Genomic DNA, 19,008 nt, shown 5'->3' on the forward strand with positions numbered 1-19,008 from the left:
TATTCTTTTTAAAATAGATTATCTCAATAGGAATATTTGGGGAATTTTGTTAAATATAAGATACAAAAAAACCCTCAAAATTTTGAGGGCTTTCTATTTTATTCTGATTTTGCTTCTTTTTTAGGCTTTTCAATGGTAATCTTGATTTTACTATTTTTCTTATCAAAATCCATTAAAATTTCATCACCTTCTGTAAGTTTAGAAGAAACAATTTCTTCTGCTAAAGCATCTTCAATATATTTTTGAATTGCACGTTTTAAAGGTCGAGCACCATATTGTTTATCAAAACCTTTTTCTGCAATAAAGTTTTTCGCTTCTTCTTTAAGTACAAGTTTATAACCAAGTCTTTCAATTCGATCATATAATTTGCTTAATTCGATGTCAATGATTTTATGGATATCTTCTAATTCAAGCGCATTAAATACAATTACATCATCAATTCTATTTAAGAATTCAGGAGCAAAAGACTTTTTCAATGCATTTTCAATCATCAGTTTTGCATTTTGATCTGCTTGTTCTTTCTTAGAAGCAGTTCCGAATCCAACTCCAGAACCGAAATCTTTTAATTGACGAGAACCAATATTAGAAGTCATGATGATAATCGTATTTCTAAAGTCGATTTTTCTACCAAGACTATCTGTAATGTGTCCATCATCTAAGATTTGAAGTAACATATTAAATACATCAGGATGTGCTTTTTCAATTTCATCTAAAAGAACAACAGCATAAGGCTTACGACGTATTCTTTCCGTTAATTGTCCACCTTCTTCATACCCAACATATCCTGGAGGTGCACCAATTAAACGAGAAACAGCAAATTTCTCCATGTATTCACTCATGTCAATACGAACTAAAGCTTCTGCTGAGTCAAATAATTCTGTAGCAAGAATTTTAGCTAATTGTGTTTTACCAACTCCAGTTTGTCCTAAGAAAATAAAAGAACCGATTGGTTTATTTGGATCTTTAAGACCAACACGATTACGTTGAATAGCTTTTACAACTTTCTTTACGGCTTCGTCTTGACCAATAACTTTTCCTTTAATTAATTCAGGAAGTTCTTTTAAACGTTTTGTTTCCGCTTCCGCAACTCTATTTACAGGAACTCCTGTCATCATAGAAACCACTTCAGCAACATTGTCTTCCGTAACAGTTTCTCGATTTAATTTAGAAGCTTCTTCCCATTGAGCTTGTGCTAATTGAAGTGCAGATTCTAAACGTTTTTCATCATCACGTAATTTTGCAGCTTCTTCATATTTTTGACCAGTAACTGCTGCTGTTTTCTTTTCCTTGATTTCTTCTAATTGTGCTTCAATTTCAAGAATATCTTTAGGAACAACAATATTTGTGATATGAATTCTAGATCCTGCTTCATCTAAAGCATCAATAGCTTTGTCTGGAAGATATCTATCTGTCATATATCTATTAGTCAGACGAACACAAGCTTCTATTGCTTTGTCTGTATAATTTACATTATGATGGTTTTCATATTTATCTTTAATATTGTGAAGAATTTGAATTGTTTCTTCTACAGAAGTAGGTTCTACAAGAACTTTTTGGAAACGACGTTCCAAAGCACCATCTTTTTCGATGTTTTGTCTATATTCGTCTAAAGTTGTAGCACCAATACATTGAATTTCTCCACGAGCTAACGCAGGTTTAAGCATATTTGAAGCATCTAAAGAACCAGTTGCTCCACCAGCACCAACAATTGTGTGAATTTCATCAATGAATAAGATGATATCATCATTTTTTTCCAATTCATTCATCAAAGCTTTCATTCTTTCCTCGAATTGCCCTCTATATTTAGTTCCAGCGACAAGGCTAGCCAAATCAAGAGAAACGATTCTTTTATCAAAAAGAATTCTTGAAACTTTTCTTTGAACGATGCGTAAAGCTAAACCTTCAGCGATGGCAGATTTACCAACACCAGGTTCACCAATTAACATTGGATTATTCTTTTTTCTTCTACTTAAAATTTGAGAAACACGTTCTATTTCATTTTGTCTACCAACAACTTGATCTAATTTTCCTTCTTCAGCAAGTAAAGTCAAATCACGACCAAAATTATCTAAGACTGGAGTTTTTGTCTTTCGCACAGGTTTATTACTTTTTGGTTGATTAAAAGGACTTGATTTTAATTCATCAAAATCATCGTCATTAGGAGTTTCAGAAACAGGTGAATCCGTAATATCTTGTTCTTCTTCTACAAGTTCTTTAAAAATGATTTTTGCTTCTTCATAATTGATTTCAAATTTGTGAAGAAGTTTTGTTGTTGGATCATTTTCATTTCGCAGAATACACAATAATAAATGTCCTGTGTTTACCGAAGGACTTTGGTGCACTTTTGCTTCAAGAAAAGTAGTTTTCAGAGCTTTTTCAGATTGTCTTGTTAAATGAATACTGTTTTTCTCTGAATTCACATTTGAAAAGTTTCTAGGAGTAAGTTCTTCCACTTTTTTTCTCAAATGATCTAAATTTATATCTAATGCGTTTAAAATTTCGATAGCTTTACCTTCCCCTTTTCTCAATATACCTAACAGTAGATGTTCTGTACCTACAAAATCATGTCCAAGACGCAATGCTTCTTCTTTGCTGTAAGCAATAACATCTTTTACTTTTGGTGAAAAATTATCGTCCATAAATTTTTTTTTATATGGTAAAGTTACTAGAATTTATTTATTAATAACATCACATTTACTTATTTTATTTGAAAGAACAATTGAATTTAATTGATTTTTTTCAAATTAATATTATGTGAGTAAAATATTGCATTCTCTTTATTTTGAGAAAGCTAAATGTCGTCATTTTTATTGATAAAATAAGGTGTGATGGGGTGATTAAGCTCAAATTTTATTCCAAATTAATAGCTGACAATTTGACTTCTTTTAGAGAAAGTTAATCAGCTACTTTAAAAATAGAAAAAATGTTAATAACTCGCCAAAAAAAGATGTGTTAAAATTGGTGTTAAAACACATAAATAACGTATCTTGCTCTATTCAAAAAAAGACTCATAAAAATTAAATAAAATATAATATGTCAGACGGAGAAAAACTGATTCCTATCAATATAGAAGACGAAATGAAATCGGCTTACATTGATTATTCAATGTCGGTTATTGTTTCGAGGGCGTTACCTGATGTTAGAGATGGATTAAAGCCAGTACACAGAAGAGTACTGTACGGGATGCATGAATTAGGTATAAAATCTACAGGAGCTTATAAAAAATCTGCCAGAGTTGTAGGAGAAGTTCTGGGTAAATATCACCCACATGGAGATACTTCCGTTTATGATGCGATGGTACGTATGGCTCAAGATTGGAGCGTTCGATATATGATGGTCGATGGTCAGGGTAACTTCGGTTCTGTAGATGGTGACAGTCCTGCTGCGATGCGTTATACAGAGGTTCGTATGCAGAAGTTTTCTGAAGAAATGCTTTCTGATATCGATAAAGAAACTGTTGACCATAAACTAAACTTTGATGACAGTTTAGAAGAACCAACGGTTTTACCAACAAGAATTCCAAACTTATTAGTAAATGGTGCTTCAGGAATTGCTGTAGGTATGGCTACTAATATGGCTCCTCATAACCTTTCAGAAGTTTCAGATGGAATTGTTGCTTACATTGACAACAATGCAATTGAGGTTGAAGAATTAATGCAATATGTAAAAGCTCCTGATTTTCCAACAGGTGGAGTAATTTACGGTTACGAAGGTGTAAAACAAGCTTTTCAAACTGGACGTGGACGAATTGTGATGCGTGCCAAAACTTCTTTTGAAGAAGTGAATGGTAGAGAATGTATCATCGTTACAGAAATTCCTTTCCAAGTGAATAAAGCAGAAATGATCAAGAAAACTGCAGATTTAGTTAATGATAAAAAATTAGACGGAATCTCTAGTATTCGTGATGAATCTGATAGAAATGGAATGCGAATTGTTTATGTCTTAAAACGTGATGCAGTTGCTAATGTAGTTTTAAATAAATTATTTAAATATACAGCTTTACAAACTTCTTTTAGTGTAAACAATATTGCACTTGTAAAAGGTAGACCACAATTATTGAATCTGAAAGATATGATTAAATATTTTGTGGAACATCGTCATGAAGTTGTTGTTAGAAGAACACAATATGAACTTAAAAAGGCAGAAGCACGAGCACATATCTTAGAAGGGTTAATTGTTGCCAGTGATAATATTGATGAAGTAATTAAGTTAATCAGAGGTTCTAAAAATGCTGAAGAAGCTAGACAAAGTTTAATTTCTCGTTTTGAGTTATCGGAAACTCAGGCGAAAGCAATCGTAGAGATGCGATTAAGACAATTAACTGGTCTAGAGCAGGATAAATTAAGGGCAGAATATGATGAAGTGACTGAAAGAATTGCCGATTTAAAAGATATCTTAAATGATGAAGCAAGAAGAATGTCAATTATCAAAGAGGAAACTTTAGCTGTTAAAGAAAAATACGGAGACGAAAGACGTTCATTGATTGAGTATTCTGGAGGAGATATGAGTATCGAAGATATGATTCCAGATACAAAAGTTGTTGTAACTATTTCTCATGCAGGATATGTGAAACGTACAAATCTTGATGAATATAAAGTACAAAATAGAGGTGGAAGAGGACAAAAAGGTGTTGCTACACGAGATCAAGATTTCTTAGAACATTTATTTGTTGGAACAAACCACCAATATATGTTATTCTTTACGCAAAAAGGACGTGTGTTCTGGATGCGTGTATTCGAAATTCCTGAAGGAAATAAAACTTCAAAAGGAAGAGCAATACAAAACTTAATCAACATTGAACCAGATGATAAAGTGAAAGCTTTCTTGGTTACTCAAGATTTAAAAGATGTTGATTATATCAATAGTCATTACGTAATTATGGCTACGAAAAAAGGAGTTGTGAAAAAGACGCCTTTAGAACAATATTCTAGACCAAGAACGAATGGAATTAATGCAATTACAATTCGTGAAGGAGATGAGTTATTAGAAGCAAAATTAACTACAGGAGATAGCGAAGTAATGTTAGCATTACGTTCTGGAAAATGTATCCGTTTTGAAGAAGATAAAACGCGTCCAATGGGAAGAAATGCTTCTGGAGTTCGTGGAATTACATTATCTGATGATTCTGATGAGGTAATTGGAATGGTTGCTGTTGATGATATGAGTCATGATATTTTGGTTGTTTCTGAAAAAGGATATGGAAAACGATCTAAATTAGAAGATTATCGTATTACAAATCGTGGAGGTAAAGGTGTAAAAACTATCAATATTACTGAGAAAACAGGTAAGTTAGTTGCAATTAAAAATGTAACAGACGAAGATGATTTAATGATTATTAATAAATCAGGAATCACAATTCGTATGGCAATTGCAGACTTACGTGTGATGGGAAGAGCAACACAAGGAGTTAAATTGATTAATATCAAGCAAAAAGATTCTATTGCAGCTGTTGCAAAAGTAATGCACGAAGAAGACGAAGAAGAAAAGGAAAATGAAGTTGGCACAAATATTGAGCTTAACGGTGAAGAAAATAACAATCAATAATAAATAGACTAGACCCAAATGAAAAAAAAGGTAATCGTTTTATCTGCTGCTCTTTTAATTGGAACAGTAGCTTTTTCACAAAAGAAAGAAATAAAATTAGCTGAAAAGTCATTAAAGTCTCAAAGTTTTGACAGAGCTATCGAAAGTTTAAAAGAAGCAAAAGCTTTAATTGATCAAACTGGAGAGGATAAATATTTAGGTAAATATTACTTATTACAAGGTAAAGCTTACTTAGGTAAAGGTGAAAACGTAAAAGCTGGAGAGTTTTTTAGTAAGTTATTAGCTTTTGAAAAGGAAACTAATTCTAAAAAATATACTTCTGAAGCTAGTAAATTAGTGAAAGATTTAGTTTTAAAGTTTGATGATCAAGCTAGAACTAAATATAACGAAGCTAGACAAACTCAAAATGCTAAAGATTATACAGAAGCTGCTACAAACTTCTATCAAGTTTATAGATTACAACCACAAGATACTGCATATTTAGATAATGCTGCCTTAAGTTTATTCTTTGCAAAAGATTACAAAGGAGCAATTGATAAATATCAAGAATTATTAGATACTGGATATACAGGAATTAAAACTACTTATAAAGCAAAAAGTAAAGTAAACGGAAGTGTTTTACATTTTGATTCTAAAAAAGCTATGGATGCGCAAGTTCGTTTAGGAGTTGCTGAAAATCCAGAAGTTTCAGTAGAACCTTCTAGAAGAAGTGGTATTATTAGAACAATGTCTAATGCTTATATCGCTTTAAAAGATTATGATAAAGCTTTAGTTTTAATTAAGAAGCAAAGAGAAGAAGAGCCTAAGAATTACGATTTACTTTTAACAGAAGCAAACGTTCATTATGCTTTAGGTGATAAAAAAATGTTTAAAGAATTACAAGAGAAAGCTATTGAATTAGATCCTCAAAATTCTACATTATATTACAATGTTGGTGTTGTAACTTTAGATCAAGGTGATTCTGAAGGAGCTATCAAATATTTTGAAAAAGCAGCTGAAATTGATCCTGATTATGCCGAAGCATACAACAACATTGGTGTAGCAATCTTATCTGAAGAAAAAGCAATCGTTGACGAAATGAATAAGAACTTAGATAATTTCGACAAATACGATGCTTTACAAGCAAAACAATTAGATTTATATAAGAAAGCTTTACCAGCATTTGAAAAAGCATTTGCAATTAAACCAAATCCAGAAGTAGGACAAGTTCTTTACGGAATCTATGGTCAATTAGAAATGTATGACAAGCAAAAAGAAATAAAAGCTAAAATTGACACGATGCAAGTGCAATAATTTAGTTTTAAAATATTTTTTAAAAAGGGATTACCATTTTGGTAATCCCTTTTTTTATGATTTTATGAAAACCGATTTTTAAAAAATATTAGTAACTTAAGAAAGCTTATATTAATCTATGAAATATCGCATACATATGGAATTAACACAATTTAAAGTTGAAAGATTAAAAAGAAAAGATTTAAAACAAGTTTATGAATTTATAAAGGAAGAAGGTTGGAACCCTGGAAGCCATGATATAAAAGCTTTTTTTAAAACGGATAAAAAAGGTTTTTTTGGAATTCATAATGCAAATGAATTAATTGGATGTTTTTCGGCTGTAAAATATAAAGATGACTTTGGGTTTTTAGGTTGTTTTATTGTGAAAGAAGAATATCGTAAAAAAGGTTTAGGAAAAAGTCTTTGGAAACACGGTTTGGAGTACCTTGGAAATGATATTGTTGGTTTGGATGGAGTAGTGCAACGTGAGAAAAATTACCAAGAAAATGGGTTTAATTCTGCATACACAAATGTTCGATATGTGATTAATAATACTTTTAAATCAGATTATTCTAAAAAAGTAAAAAAAGCTTCTAAAGTTCCATTTGGAAGATTATATTCTTACGATTCAAAGTTTTTTCCTTCAAGAAGAAAACGTTTTTTAAAAGAATGGATTTCTCTGAAAGATTCTAAAAGTTTTGTTTTTCTAGAAGATTTTAAAGTGAAAGGTTTTATTACAATTCGAAAATGTAATAATGGTTATAAAATTGGTCCTCTTTTTTCAGAAAAACTTGGTTATGCTGAAGAATTACTAAAAGCTGCTTTTTCTTATGCAGATGATTACACAGATATTTTTATTGATATTCCTGAACCAAATTTGGAATCAAAAAGCTTAGTGGAAAAATATAATATGAAAGAAGTTTCAAGAACAATTCGTATGTATAAAAATGGAATTCCAGATTTGCCAATTGATAAAATTTATGGTGTAACTACTTTAGAATTAGGTTAAAAAAAATATAAATGCTAAAAAGAAAACAGATTTTTTAGTAATTTAATTAAAGTTAACTCTAAAAAATATTTACGATTATGACAGCTTCAAAAATAATATGGGTTCAGACTTTTAAAATATATTTATGTATCATAGTTTATTTTTTATTGATGAAATTACTAGGTCTAGATGATGTTGTGGAGCTACGACTTGTAAATTTTATTTTCGTTTTATGGGGAGTTAATGGTGCTGTTCGTAAAAATGTACACATCAATAAAGAGTATGATTATTTTCAAAATATTTCGATTAGTTTGTCAACAGCAAGTTTAGCAGTTATTCTTTCAACTGTTTCTTTAGCAATATATTTACAATTTATTTCACCTTCTTTTATTAAAGTTTTAGAAACATCTTTTGTTTGGGGAAATAATCTTACTGCTCCAATGGCAGTTTTTGCTGTATTTTTCGAAGGTATGGGATCAGCAGTGATTACCTCTTTTATAATAATGCAATATTGGAAAGACGTGAAGAAAACAATTGTTCGTAAGAAAAAAGCAAAATAAAAATATATAAACAAAACTAGCAGATTGAAGCTGTAAATTCTTTTGCCATGAGATATTACCTACTACTAGTTTTGTTTTTTTATTTTAACAATCTACTGTATTAACTGAAACAGCCAATCCTCCTGTAGAAGTTTCTTTATATTTTATATTCATATCCTGCGCAGTTTCCCACATTGTTTGAATTACTTCATCTAAGGTAACTTTTGCATGATTTGCATTACTTTCTAATGCTAATTCTGTTGCATGTATTGCTTTGATTGCTCCCATAGAATTCCTTTCAATACAAGGAATCTGTACTAAACCTCCAATAGGATCACAAGTTAAACCTAAATGATGTTCCATTGCAATTTCTGCCGCAATTGTTACTTGCTCTGGAGTGCCTCCTAATAACTCTGTTAGAGCTCCAGCTGCCATAGCCGAAGAAACACCAATTTCAGCTTGACAACCTCCCATTGCTGCGGAAATTGTTGCATTTTTCTTGAAAATACATCCTATTTCACCTGCTACTAATAAAAATCTTCTGATTTCATTTCGCGTAGCAAATTTATTTACAAAACATTGGTAATACATTAAAACAGCAGGAATTACTCCAGCACTTCCATTTGTTGGTGCCGTGACAACTCTTCCTAAAGAAGCATTTACTTCATTGACACTTAAAGCAAAACAACTGATCCATTTGAAAATTTTATGAAATTTTACATCTAATTTTCGAACTGTTTCAACCCAAGTATGTAAACTATATTCGTTTTCTTTAATTAAAGATTTATGTAAATCAAATGCACGTCTTCTAACATTTAATCCCCCAGGTAAATGTCCTTCTGTATGACATCCAAGATAAGCACATTCTAACATTGTGTTCCAAACTCGATCTAATTGATGATTGATTTCATTTTCATAACGCCAAGTTTTTTCGTTTTCTAATACAATTTCAAAAACTTTTTTATTTTTTTTCTCACAATGTTCTAATAAATCTTTGGAAGAGTTAATTGGAAAAGGAAGCTTTTTTGTTTCTTCAATATCTGAATCAGAATCTGTTTCTTTACAAATAAATCCACCACCAATAGAATAAAAAGTACTTTTAATTTCTTCTTTATTTTCAAGAATTGCTGTATAAGTCAAACCATTTGAATGAAATGGTAAAAATGATTTATGAAAAGTAATATCTTTTTCAGGAGTAAAATTAATTTGTAATTCACCATTAAAATTTAATGTTTTAGTTTCATTAATTTCATGGATAGTACTTTCAATTTTTGTGGTGTCAAAATATTCTGGATCTGCACCAAAAAGTCCTAAAATTACTGCAATATCTGTTGCGTGTCCTTTTCCTGTAAGAGAAAGAGAACCATATAAATCTACTTTAATACTCTGAACTTTATCAAAGATATTTGCTTCTTTCAATTCTTTAATCCATCGTTCAGAAGCTCTCCAAGGTCCCAAAGTATGTGAGCTGGAAGGTCCAACTCCGATCTTTAGCATATCGAAAACACTAATACTATTCATTCAAAATAAAAATTTGTATCTGCGAAATTACAACATTAATCTGAAAAAATAATCCAGATTTTTATACTGAAATCTATTTTTAGAAAAGTTTTGTGAAATAACGTTTAGATTTATGAATTTAGATTTTAAATTTTCCGAAATTTTGAAAAAAACGTAAATAAAAAAAGCAAGAAAATAAATTCTTGCTCTTTCATTAAATTTAAAAAAATAGATTATTTATTCTTTTGACATTCGTACAATTTTCGGATGAAATTTTCCAATGACATCTACTAAATCGCTCTGGTAACTCATTACTTCATTAATGTCTTTATAAGCCATTGGAGCTTCATCCAAACCAGAACCAATTACTTCTACACCATGATGTTTTAAGAAACATCGAACATCTTTTTTATGTAACATACTTTCTGCTTTTCTACGTGACATTTTTCTTCCAGCCCCATGTGATGCAGAATTCAAAGAGAGAAAACTTCCTTTTCCTCGTACAATAAACCCTGGATCTGTCATTGAACCTGGAATTATTCCTAAAACACCTTCTCCTGCTGGAGTTGCTCCTTTACGATGAACAATTCTTTCATTACCAAATTGATCTACTTCTTTCCAAGCAAAATTATGATGATTTTCAACCATTGCCAGCGTAGTTGCTTGTAAACTTTTTTCCATTCGTTCATGGATTTGGTGGTGACAAGCAGAAGCATAATCACCAGCTAAATTCATAGCTAACCAATATTCTTGTCCTTCTTGCTTATTCATATCTAGCCAAGCCAAATGTTTTGCTTCTTTCGGTAGTTTGCAATTTTTCATTGCTAATTCCGTATAATGCTTTGCAATATTTGCTCCCATCCCACGTGAACCAGAATGTGAAAGTAAACCAAGATATTTTCCAAGTGGTAAATTGAATTCATTTTCTTCATCAGTGATTTCTACAATTCCGAATTCGACAAAATGATTTCCTCCGCCAGAACTTCCGATTTGTTTTGCAGCTCGTTCTTTTAAGCTTTTTACGATTGCAATATCTTTAAAAGTAGAATGTTCTAAAATTTCATGATCCATTGGTTGTTCAAAAGAATCTCTTCCAAAACGTGTGTTTTCATTCAATAATTCTTTAAACATTCTTTTATTTTCTTTCAACATAGAAACAGGTAAATCGAAAATACTCATACACATTCGACAACCAATATCCACACCAACGGCATAAGGAATAATTGCATTTTCTGTAGCTAGAACTCCTCCAATTGGTAATCCATATCCTTGATGCGCATCTGGCATTAAAGCTCCAGCTTTTGCAACTGGAAGTTTCATTGCTGTTTCCATTTGCTCAATTGCACCTGATTCAATTTGATTTTTCCCAAAAGTTTTATAAGGAATTTCTTCCTTTAATAAAGAAATAATTGATTCTTTTTCTGAAGGTGTTATTAACTCTTTTGCTAAATCTGCAAAAGGTTCTTTTCTTATATAATTATAAGGAGCTTTTAAAACTTTTTTTAAATCTCTTTTTGCTTGTTTTTGTTTTTTTTCAGGATAAGTTTCGGCAATTTTTAGTGCTAAACCGATTTCTTTCCCTTCTTTATATCCAATTTTTATTAATTCTTTTCCTGTAATGCTCATTTTCTGATTAAATTAAGAATCACTTTCAAATGTAATTCTAGTTTTCTTCAATTTATATAATTCCATAGCCTTTTCCCCTAAATTAAATTGATTTTTTTTCATGATTCTATAATTTTTTTAATTAGTGTACTATCATTTTCAGCCTTAACGATAGTACACATGACTTTTTCTTTTTGGAAAATAGCAAATTCTCCCACTTTAGCGATTGTAATTAAAGAATGAATGTGTATTTCTTATAATTACTCTGCAAAGATGAAAAAGAAGTGCGCAATCTTTTTGCGTAGTAAAATTTTATTTAAGAAAAATGTTTTTTTTGATGGAATAAGATGAAAATATGACTCTGATTTTGACTTCGGCTACGCTCAGTCACCAAAGGTTTTAGAAATTTGATAAAAAAAATTTGACTTCGGCTACGCTTAGTCACCATAGGTTTTAGTTTTAGAAAATTGAAAAAGTGATTTTGATTTCGACTACGCTTAGTCATCGTGGAGTTTAATTTTTTAGTTTATAGAACAATAATTTTAGAACTTGATAATATATTGGTAACTGAGCGAAGTCGAAATTACTATGTTGATTGTTAAAAAGTTATAATGTTTTTTGATGTTATTTAATATTGAGATAAATTTGATTTAACTTTTTCAACCTTAAATAGTTAGATTATGAAGAATCAGAGAGGTTATTTGTTTATTTTAGGAGTTTTAGTGATTGTTTTATTTACGTCTTTATTAAAAAAAGATATTTTAAAACCTAAAAGTAATACCGAAGAATACACAAGTTTAGATTCAAAAGTTAACTTCCAAAACGGCCCAGTTCCAAATGCAGATTTTATCAATGCTGATGGTTCCGTTTCCAAACCAAATTTTTCAACCTTTCCAGAAGGTTATACTTTATTAAACGGAGGAGTTTCTGTTGCTGCTTTTCATGAATTATCGTATCAAACATTTTTATGGTTGATGTCAGAAACAGAAAATGGAAAGCTTCTTTTTGAAGAAATGTATAATTCAGATGCAATTCATCCAGATGAACCAAATCCGAAAAAACATACTTTAGGAGGAATAATGCAAGTAGATTATCGTGTTTTAGTAGATGAAAATAGTAATCCTGTTTATACAACTCTAATGATTAATCCAACTTATAGAGATTTTGTTCATAAACATAAACTTTATACAGTTGAAGGAATGGAAGCGGCAGCTGATACATTAAATTTTCCTGTAGGTTCTATGTCGATGAAAGCTTCATGGAAAATTCTGGAAGATAAAAATGATCCGTTGTATAAAACAGCTTATGTTGTAAAAAATGCAAATGTATATAAGCCCATATATCATAATGGGAAATTGACAACATCTGAATTGGTTTATGAAAATGGAAAATATTTAAAGACAACATATAAAGCGGATGTTGCTTTAGTAGGGTTTCATATTGCTGTAGTTCCAAAAGATCATTATGAATTTGTTTGGGCAACGTTTGAACATAAAAACAATGCACCAAATTTCAATCCCCAAGAGTTACTTAAAGAAGGAATTAAAAATCCATATGATCAAGTTGTTTATGATGGAGATAAGAATTATACTTTTTATAAAAATGGAACAAAAGCAAAAGATAGTAATGTTTCAGATGAAGGTTTAAAGTTTTCAGTGGATGAAGAAACAAATAAGATTTATGTGGATAATAAACCATATACAACGCAAGTTTATCGAAGATTGCAATTTGGAGGAGGAAGTGAAATAAATCGTCAAAATATTGATTCTTTAAATCGAATGGTTTATAAAAAATTGCCAGAGAATTCTATTTGGAGAAATTATTTTGAAGTAGGAGGAGTTTGGTTTAAAAATAAAACACAAAAAATATTTCCGGGTTGGACACCAGAAGTAAATTTTAGCTTAATGAACGGTTCGACAGCTTTGTGTAATTCGACAATTGAAACTTTTACGCAAGAAGAAACAAGTATTGCAGATAATTGTTTTGGTTGCCATTTTACAAAAGAATATACTTATAAGAATAAAACATTGAAAGGAAAAAATATTTTAACAAGTCATATTTTACTTCAAAATTATTTAGATTCATTTGTGGAGCCAGAAGAACAACCAGTTTTGGTTCATAGATAAAAATATAGATACTTAAGGTTATAATTTAAAACTTAAGAAATTTGAAAAGAGATCAAAGAATTTAGTTTACTTCATTTTTTGTTTTTTCTTTTCAAATTTTTTTTTCTCATGATTTTTTCTCTGTAGATACAGAAATAATAGCACTTTGTTAAATATTTGATATTTGCATTTAAATGTTTGTAAATTAAATAGTTGTGTATTTTTTTTGATGTTAAAAAATATTAAAATAACTTAAACTATATACAAACCTTAAAAGCAACAAAATGAAACGAAAAAAAAGTTATTTGTTTATTTTTGTAGGAGTTTTGGCAATAATTTTACTTACTTCACTTTTAAAGAAAAATTATATCAAAGCTGAAAATAACAAAGAAGACTACGTTAAAAATGTTTCAGGAACAAACACTTCAGATGTTCCTTTACCAAATGCAAATTTTATCAATTCCGATGGCTCTGTTTCCAAACCAGATTTTTCGACATTTCCCGAAGGTTATACCTTAGATCAAGGGGAAGCGTCGAATGCTGCTTTTCATGAAATTTCATGGCAGACTTTTTTATGGTTGACAACAGAACTGGATAATGGAACTTTAATTTTTGAAGAGTTTTATAACAATAATGCAATAAATCCTAATGAAGAAAATCCGAGACAACATATTTTAGGAGGAATTCGTCAAGCAGATTTTTATGGAAATAATTCAGTTTTAGTAGATCAAAATAGCAATCCAGTTTATACAACAATGATGATTGATACTATTTATAGAGATTTTGTTCTTGAAAATAAATTATATACTGTTAGCGGATTAGAAAATGTAAAGAATACATTGAATTTTCCTGATGGATCAATTTCATTAAAAGCTTCATGGAAAATTTTAGAAGATAAAGATGATCCATTATATAAAACAGCTTATGTTGTAAAAGATGCTAAAGTTTACAAACCTGTTGTACATAATGATAAGTTGACAACTTCTGATGAGGTTTATAAAGGAGGAAGATTTGAAGATATGACATTTACATCAGATGTTGCGATGGTTGGATTCCATATTGCAGTGGTTGTAAAAGATCATCCAGAATTTATTTGGGCAACTTTTGAACACAATACGAATGCTCCAAATTTTAATCCAGCAGATTTTAAAGATGCTTATGAACAAGTTGTTTATGATGGTGATACAGATTTTACTTTTTATAAAAATGGAACAATTGCTGGATTTTGTAATATTTCTAATGCAGGAACTAATTTTACTGTAGATAAAAATACAAATAAAGTTTATGTAGATAAAACACCTTATAAATCGCAAGTTTTTAGAAGATTAGAATTTGGTGGGGGAAAGGAAAGTAATCAAATAAATATTGATACTTTAAATCATAGAGTTTACAGAAAATTATCTGAAAATTCTATTTGGAAAAATTATTTTGAAGTTGGAGCTGTTTGGTTTAATGAAGACAATGGAGAATTGGAACCAAATTGGAGCCCAACAACAAATTATAATTTAATGACTGGTTCAACAGAATTGGCAAATGCAACAATTGAGACATTCACACAAGATGTAAATAATGTTGGAAATAATTGTTTTGGATGTCATAATACTGTTGAATTAAATTATAATGATAGAACATTAAAAGGAAAGAATGTTTTAACAAGTCATATTTTACTTCAAAATTATATTGATTCACTTACGAATCCAAAACTACAACCTGTATTGGTGAAAAGAGGAAACTAATAACTAATTAAGCTAAAAACATGTCAGAAAATAAAGATTTATTTAGAATCCATCCTGCAATAGGAATTGCAAGAGTTGGAACAAGTAGTGACTATTATTTAGGGCCAGAATCAATGGCAGGACTTCCAGACGAGAAGAATCCACATATTTTAGGAGGTCTTCCAATGAAGCCAAATACAGATGATAAAATTATTGATCCAAGTGATATTAGAGATGCTGAAGGGAGATTAAAAAAGCAAGCAGCTCGATTTAAGATTTTCGCTTATGATAGTAGTTCTGTGGGAAGTTATCCTTCTGGAGAAGGAGAAGAAATAACGATTGGTTCTACGTTTACTTATAATGGAAAAAAAGTAATGTTAGCTGACATTTATTGGACAGTTCATTTGGCAAATAAAAAAGCTAATTCATACATTATTCCAGAAGAAAAAGGAATTCTTGCTTATGAAAATGGACAAACTCCACCATTAAGAAATCTTGATTTCACTGGTAAAGAAGATGAATCAGTTAATGATATAGAAAGATTAAAAAAATTAGTAATCGATGCAGGACCACATACAATTTCTAATGGTGAAGAAGTAGAATTCGATGCAATAACAACTAATTCTTTTTATGATTTTAAAAATGGTGTAACTAAAATAGATTATCCGAAGATTTTTCCAAATTATACGGATGGAAAGCATGGAGGAGACGCTCCAGAAGAAAGTAGAATAGAAACTTTGGGAACAATGAAAACAGATGATAAGGGACGTTTGTTAGTAATTGGAGCTTATGGAAAAGCGAGTAGTTTTGAAAATGAAACAGCTTATTATGATCCAACAATTCCTTTAGATAGTAATATAGATAATGATAATTTCTTTGATGATACAGCAGATGGTTATGTTACTGCGGTTTTAAAACTAAAATTAGAAGATTCATCAGGTTGTGAAAATCCTTTTATTTATGTAAAAGAAATTGGAAATTCTTGGGTTGTATCAACAGATCCGTCTTTTGCACCGCAAATTCCAAATATTGTAAGTTTATGGGAAGATATTTATAACACTTGGATTGAAGATTTCAATTTAAGTGCAACTGTTTTTAATCCTAATACAATTAATCCAAATCCAGATCATTCACCTTATTATGTTGGAAATGGATTTAATTTAAATTATAAACCACATTATAGTCAAGATATCTTGCCATTAATTACAGCAGTTGATCTGCAACAATGGGCTTGTAATTTTGATGATACAGCAGTTAGCAAACATAAAATGGTTTCAGAATTAGGACCAAATCCAAAAGCACAGTTAGATGGGTTTAATTTGTTAGCATATATTAGAAATCCAAATTTAAATCCAGAAACAGAACAATTTAAAGAAGCAAATAATACAAGAATGCCTTTATCTTTAGGAGATACAGGGCAACCATTATTAACAGTTTCAAGAACACAATATTTTTATTTAAGTCAATGGTTAAACGGAAAAATTAATGAAAATGATGCCGTTTTTGGATCTGGAGAAAAATTAGATAGAAATATTTTAGCAAATTGTTTAGGAGGAAGATTTAGTCCAGGAATTGAAATGACATTTATTGTAAGAGATCCTAATTTGTATTTAAAAAATGGTAGTTCTATTTCAGATATTTTAAATACAGTTGGTCCTTTTAGAATTAATATGAAAGAAATGGATTATTCTAATTTAAGTAAACCATTTTTAACTTCAGGTTATTACCCAAAAAGAACACATCCCGTAGAGCCAGGAGATATTTGTAAATTTATGGCACTTCCTTGGCACACAGATTATAATTCTTGTGCAACACATCAAACAGATCCAAATCCAGATCAAAGTCTTTTAACTTATTGGTCATGGCCAGCACAAAGACCTGTTGCAGTTTATACCTATAATGATTTTGTGGCAGATGAAGGAATGTTAAGTTTTAAAAGATATTCTGTTAGAGGAGAAGGAACAGATTCGCCTAATATAGATGATAAGGGAGAACCTGTTTTATTTCCATCACAAGAAGTTGGAAGGTATCAAATTCGAGAAGAATTTGTGAAAAACTGGCATAGAATAGGAACAATTATGCAAGGAAATTCTATTTTAAATTTACATAATTCTTTAAATGTTCTTTCAAATGGACATGAAATGACTGAAAAAGAGAAGGAAGATTTGAAGAAAATTAAGGATTTAATGGAGATGAAAGTGAAATTAATAGAAAAAGAGAAAAACTTAAATCGAGAGAATCCTGCTGAATTAAGAATGATAAATATAGAATTAGGTTCTTATTTAGAAAATATTTTTGTTGAGGTTGAAAGTCAGTTTGAAATTGATGAAAGTAATCTAGTTGAAAATGCTCCTTTACAAGCAAATACTAGAACTTCGCCACCAATGCCAACACCAAAATGCCCTCATTCGATTAAAACAAATGATAATTTAAATTCTTAAAATAAAAAGAGGTGTAAATGTTTTTTGCACCTCTTTATTCTCAAAAATAAACAGAATTCAATGTTGCAAAAGATTACTCAAAATTCAAAAATTGTTATTATAGGAGGTGGAACTGCTGGAATTTCTTGTGCTTTAATGCTTAAAAAATTTCACTTTAAAAATATTCTAATTGTAGAAAAAAATAAACCTACAAAATTTATGATTGGAGAAAGTATTTCTCCTGTGATGAAAACTTATTTATTACGATTAGATTTATACTCTGATTTCTTGAAACAAAATCATGAAAAATGTTTTGGAAGTTGTTCATATTGGGGAAGTGATAGAATGGGATATAATGATACAATTTCGCATACAGGAGCAGTTGGTTGGCATATTGATAGAAAAAAATTTAATGAATTGTTTTATGAAAAAGCTATAAAAGAAGAAATAGAAATTTTAGAAAATTCTACATTTATTTCTTCGAAGAAAAATTTTAAGAATCAGTTTGAATTAAAAATTTCAAAAAAATCTGAAAAACAATTGATTTTAGCAGATTTTGTGATTGATGCAAGTGGAGCTTCGAGCATATTTTCAAAACAACAAGGAGTTTTAAAAAAGATATATAAACCGTTGGTTTGTATTAGTGCTTTTTTTGAAAAAAGAGTTCTTTTTGAATCAAAATTTACACATATTGAAACTTGTGAAAAAGGTTGGTGGTATGGTGCAAATTTACCAAATGAAAAATCAATTATTGGATTTTATTCTTTAGGAGAAATTATACAACAAGAAGAATTACATCTGAAAAATAATTTTTTAAAATTGGCTAAAGAAATGTCTATTTTTTCCAAGTTCTTCGCTGAAAATGAGAAAATCAATTTTGAATTAAAAACATTTTATGCAGCTTCTTTTTGTTTAGAAAAAGCATCAGGTGAAAATTGGTTGGCAATTGGTGATGCTGCTTCAAGCTATGATCCTTTAACCTCTTTAGGAATAGAAAAATCTATAGTTACAGCAATTTTCGCAGCAGAAATGCTTTTAGAATTGTCTAAAAATACAATTCAAGATGTAATGGGTTTTGATAAGATGATACAACAAGAATTTCAGAAATATTTGAAATTTAGGAACTACTATTACCAAAAAGAACAACGATGGAAAGATTCTTTGTTTTGGAGTAATATATTATTAGTTAAAAATTTTGTTTAAACTAAAAAAATAATATATTCATATAAAGCGTTTTAGTATTTATTGATGTTAAAATTATGTGTAAAATTCATTAATTCTGTTTTTTTATAATAAAAATTTATACTTTTGAAAAAAAAT

At 29.8% G+C, this 19,008-nt stretch carries 11 protein-coding genes; 8 read left to right on the forward strand and 3 right to left on the reverse strand.

Features of this window, described 5'->3' with window-relative positions:
- Nucleotides 1-98: 98 nt before the first annotated feature.
- Complete coding sequence (locus I1A51_RS09465; protein ID WP_196893307.1) at nt 99-2,639, reverse strand: ATP-dependent Clp protease ATP-binding subunit; 2,541 nt, start codon at nt 2,637-2,639, stop codon at nt 99-101.
- A gap of 394 nt (nt 2,640-3,033) precedes the next feature.
- On the opposite strand from I1A51_RS09465, the gene gyrA reads away from it, so the two are divergent.
- The 4 genes from gyrA to I1A51_RS09485 all read left to right on the forward strand — a co-directional run bounded on the left by gyrA (nt 3,034) and on the right by I1A51_RS09485 (nt 8,364).
- Nucleotides 3,034-5,544: a DNA gyrase subunit A gene (gene gyrA / locus I1A51_RS09470; protein WP_196893309.1), complete on the forward strand. Its 2,511-nt coding sequence runs from the start codon at nt 3,034-3,036 to the stop codon at nt 5,542-5,544.
- Nucleotides 5,545-5,562: 18 nt separating this feature from the next.
- A complete protein-coding gene (locus I1A51_RS09475) occupies nt 5,563-6,837 on the forward strand; it encodes a tetratricopeptide repeat protein (protein WP_196893310.1) in 1,275 nt (424 codons plus the stop codon).
- A gap of 118 nt (nt 6,838-6,955) precedes the next feature.
- Nucleotides 6,956-7,825 (forward strand): GNAT family N-acetyltransferase, encoded by an 870-nt coding sequence (locus I1A51_RS09480; protein ID WP_196893312.1) that lies wholly within the window; start codon nt 6,956-6,958, stop codon nt 7,823-7,825.
- A gap of 149 nt (nt 7,826-7,974) precedes the next feature.
- A complete protein-coding gene (locus tag I1A51_RS09485) occupies nt 7,975-8,364 on the forward strand; it encodes a hypothetical protein (RefSeq protein WP_196893314.1) in 390 nt (129 codons plus the stop codon).
- Nucleotides 8,365-8,448: 84 nt separating this feature from the next.
- On the opposite strand, the gene I1A51_RS09490 is transcribed toward I1A51_RS09485, so the two are convergent.
- Both I1A51_RS09490 and I1A51_RS09495 read right to left on the reverse strand, forming a co-directional pair.
- On the reverse strand, nt 8,449-9,864 hold the full coding sequence (locus tag I1A51_RS09490) for an L-serine ammonia-lyase (RefSeq protein WP_196893316.1): 1,416 nt from the start codon (nt 9,862-9,864) through the stop codon (nt 8,449-8,451).
- A gap of 216 nt (nt 9,865-10,080) precedes the next feature.
- A complete protein-coding gene (locus I1A51_RS09495; protein WP_196893318.1) occupies nt 10,081-11,469 on the reverse strand; it encodes an RtcB family protein in 1,389 nt (462 codons plus the stop codon).
- Nucleotides 11,470-12,128: 659 nt separating this feature from the next.
- Between I1A51_RS09495 and I1A51_RS09500 the strand changes: the two genes are divergently transcribed.
- The 4 genes from I1A51_RS09500 (at nt 12,129) to I1A51_RS09515 (ending at nt 18,891) form a co-directional block, all read left to right on the forward strand.
- Nucleotides 12,129-13,574, forward strand: a complete 1,446-nt coding sequence (locus tag I1A51_RS09500) for a hypothetical protein (RefSeq protein ID WP_196893319.1) — start codon at nt 12,129-12,131, stop codon at nt 13,572-13,574.
- A 263-nt stretch (nt 13,575-13,837) separates the two neighbouring features.
- Nucleotides 13,838-15,289, forward strand: a complete 1,452-nt coding sequence (locus tag I1A51_RS09505) for a hypothetical protein (protein ID WP_196893321.1) — start codon at nt 13,838-13,840, stop codon at nt 15,287-15,289.
- A gap of 20 nt (nt 15,290-15,309) precedes the next feature.
- Complete coding sequence (locus I1A51_RS09510) at nt 15,310-17,709, forward strand: LodA/GoxA family CTQ-dependent oxidase (protein WP_196893323.1); 2,400 nt, start codon at nt 15,310-15,312, stop codon at nt 17,707-17,709.
- Between the two features lie 60 nt (nt 17,710-17,769).
- Nucleotides 17,770-18,891 carry an NAD(P)/FAD-dependent oxidoreductase gene (locus I1A51_RS09515; protein ID WP_196893324.1) on the forward strand — a complete coding sequence of 374 codons (1,122 nt, stop codon included), beginning with the start codon at nt 17,770-17,772 and terminating at the stop codon, nt 18,889-18,891.
- Nucleotides 18,892-19,008: the final 117 nt, after the last annotated feature.

It is taken from the genome of Aureivirga marina, assembly GCF_015767265.1.
GTDB classification, from domain to species: domain Bacteria; phylum Bacteroidota; class Bacteroidia; order Flavobacteriales; family Flavobacteriaceae; genus Aureivirga; species Aureivirga marina.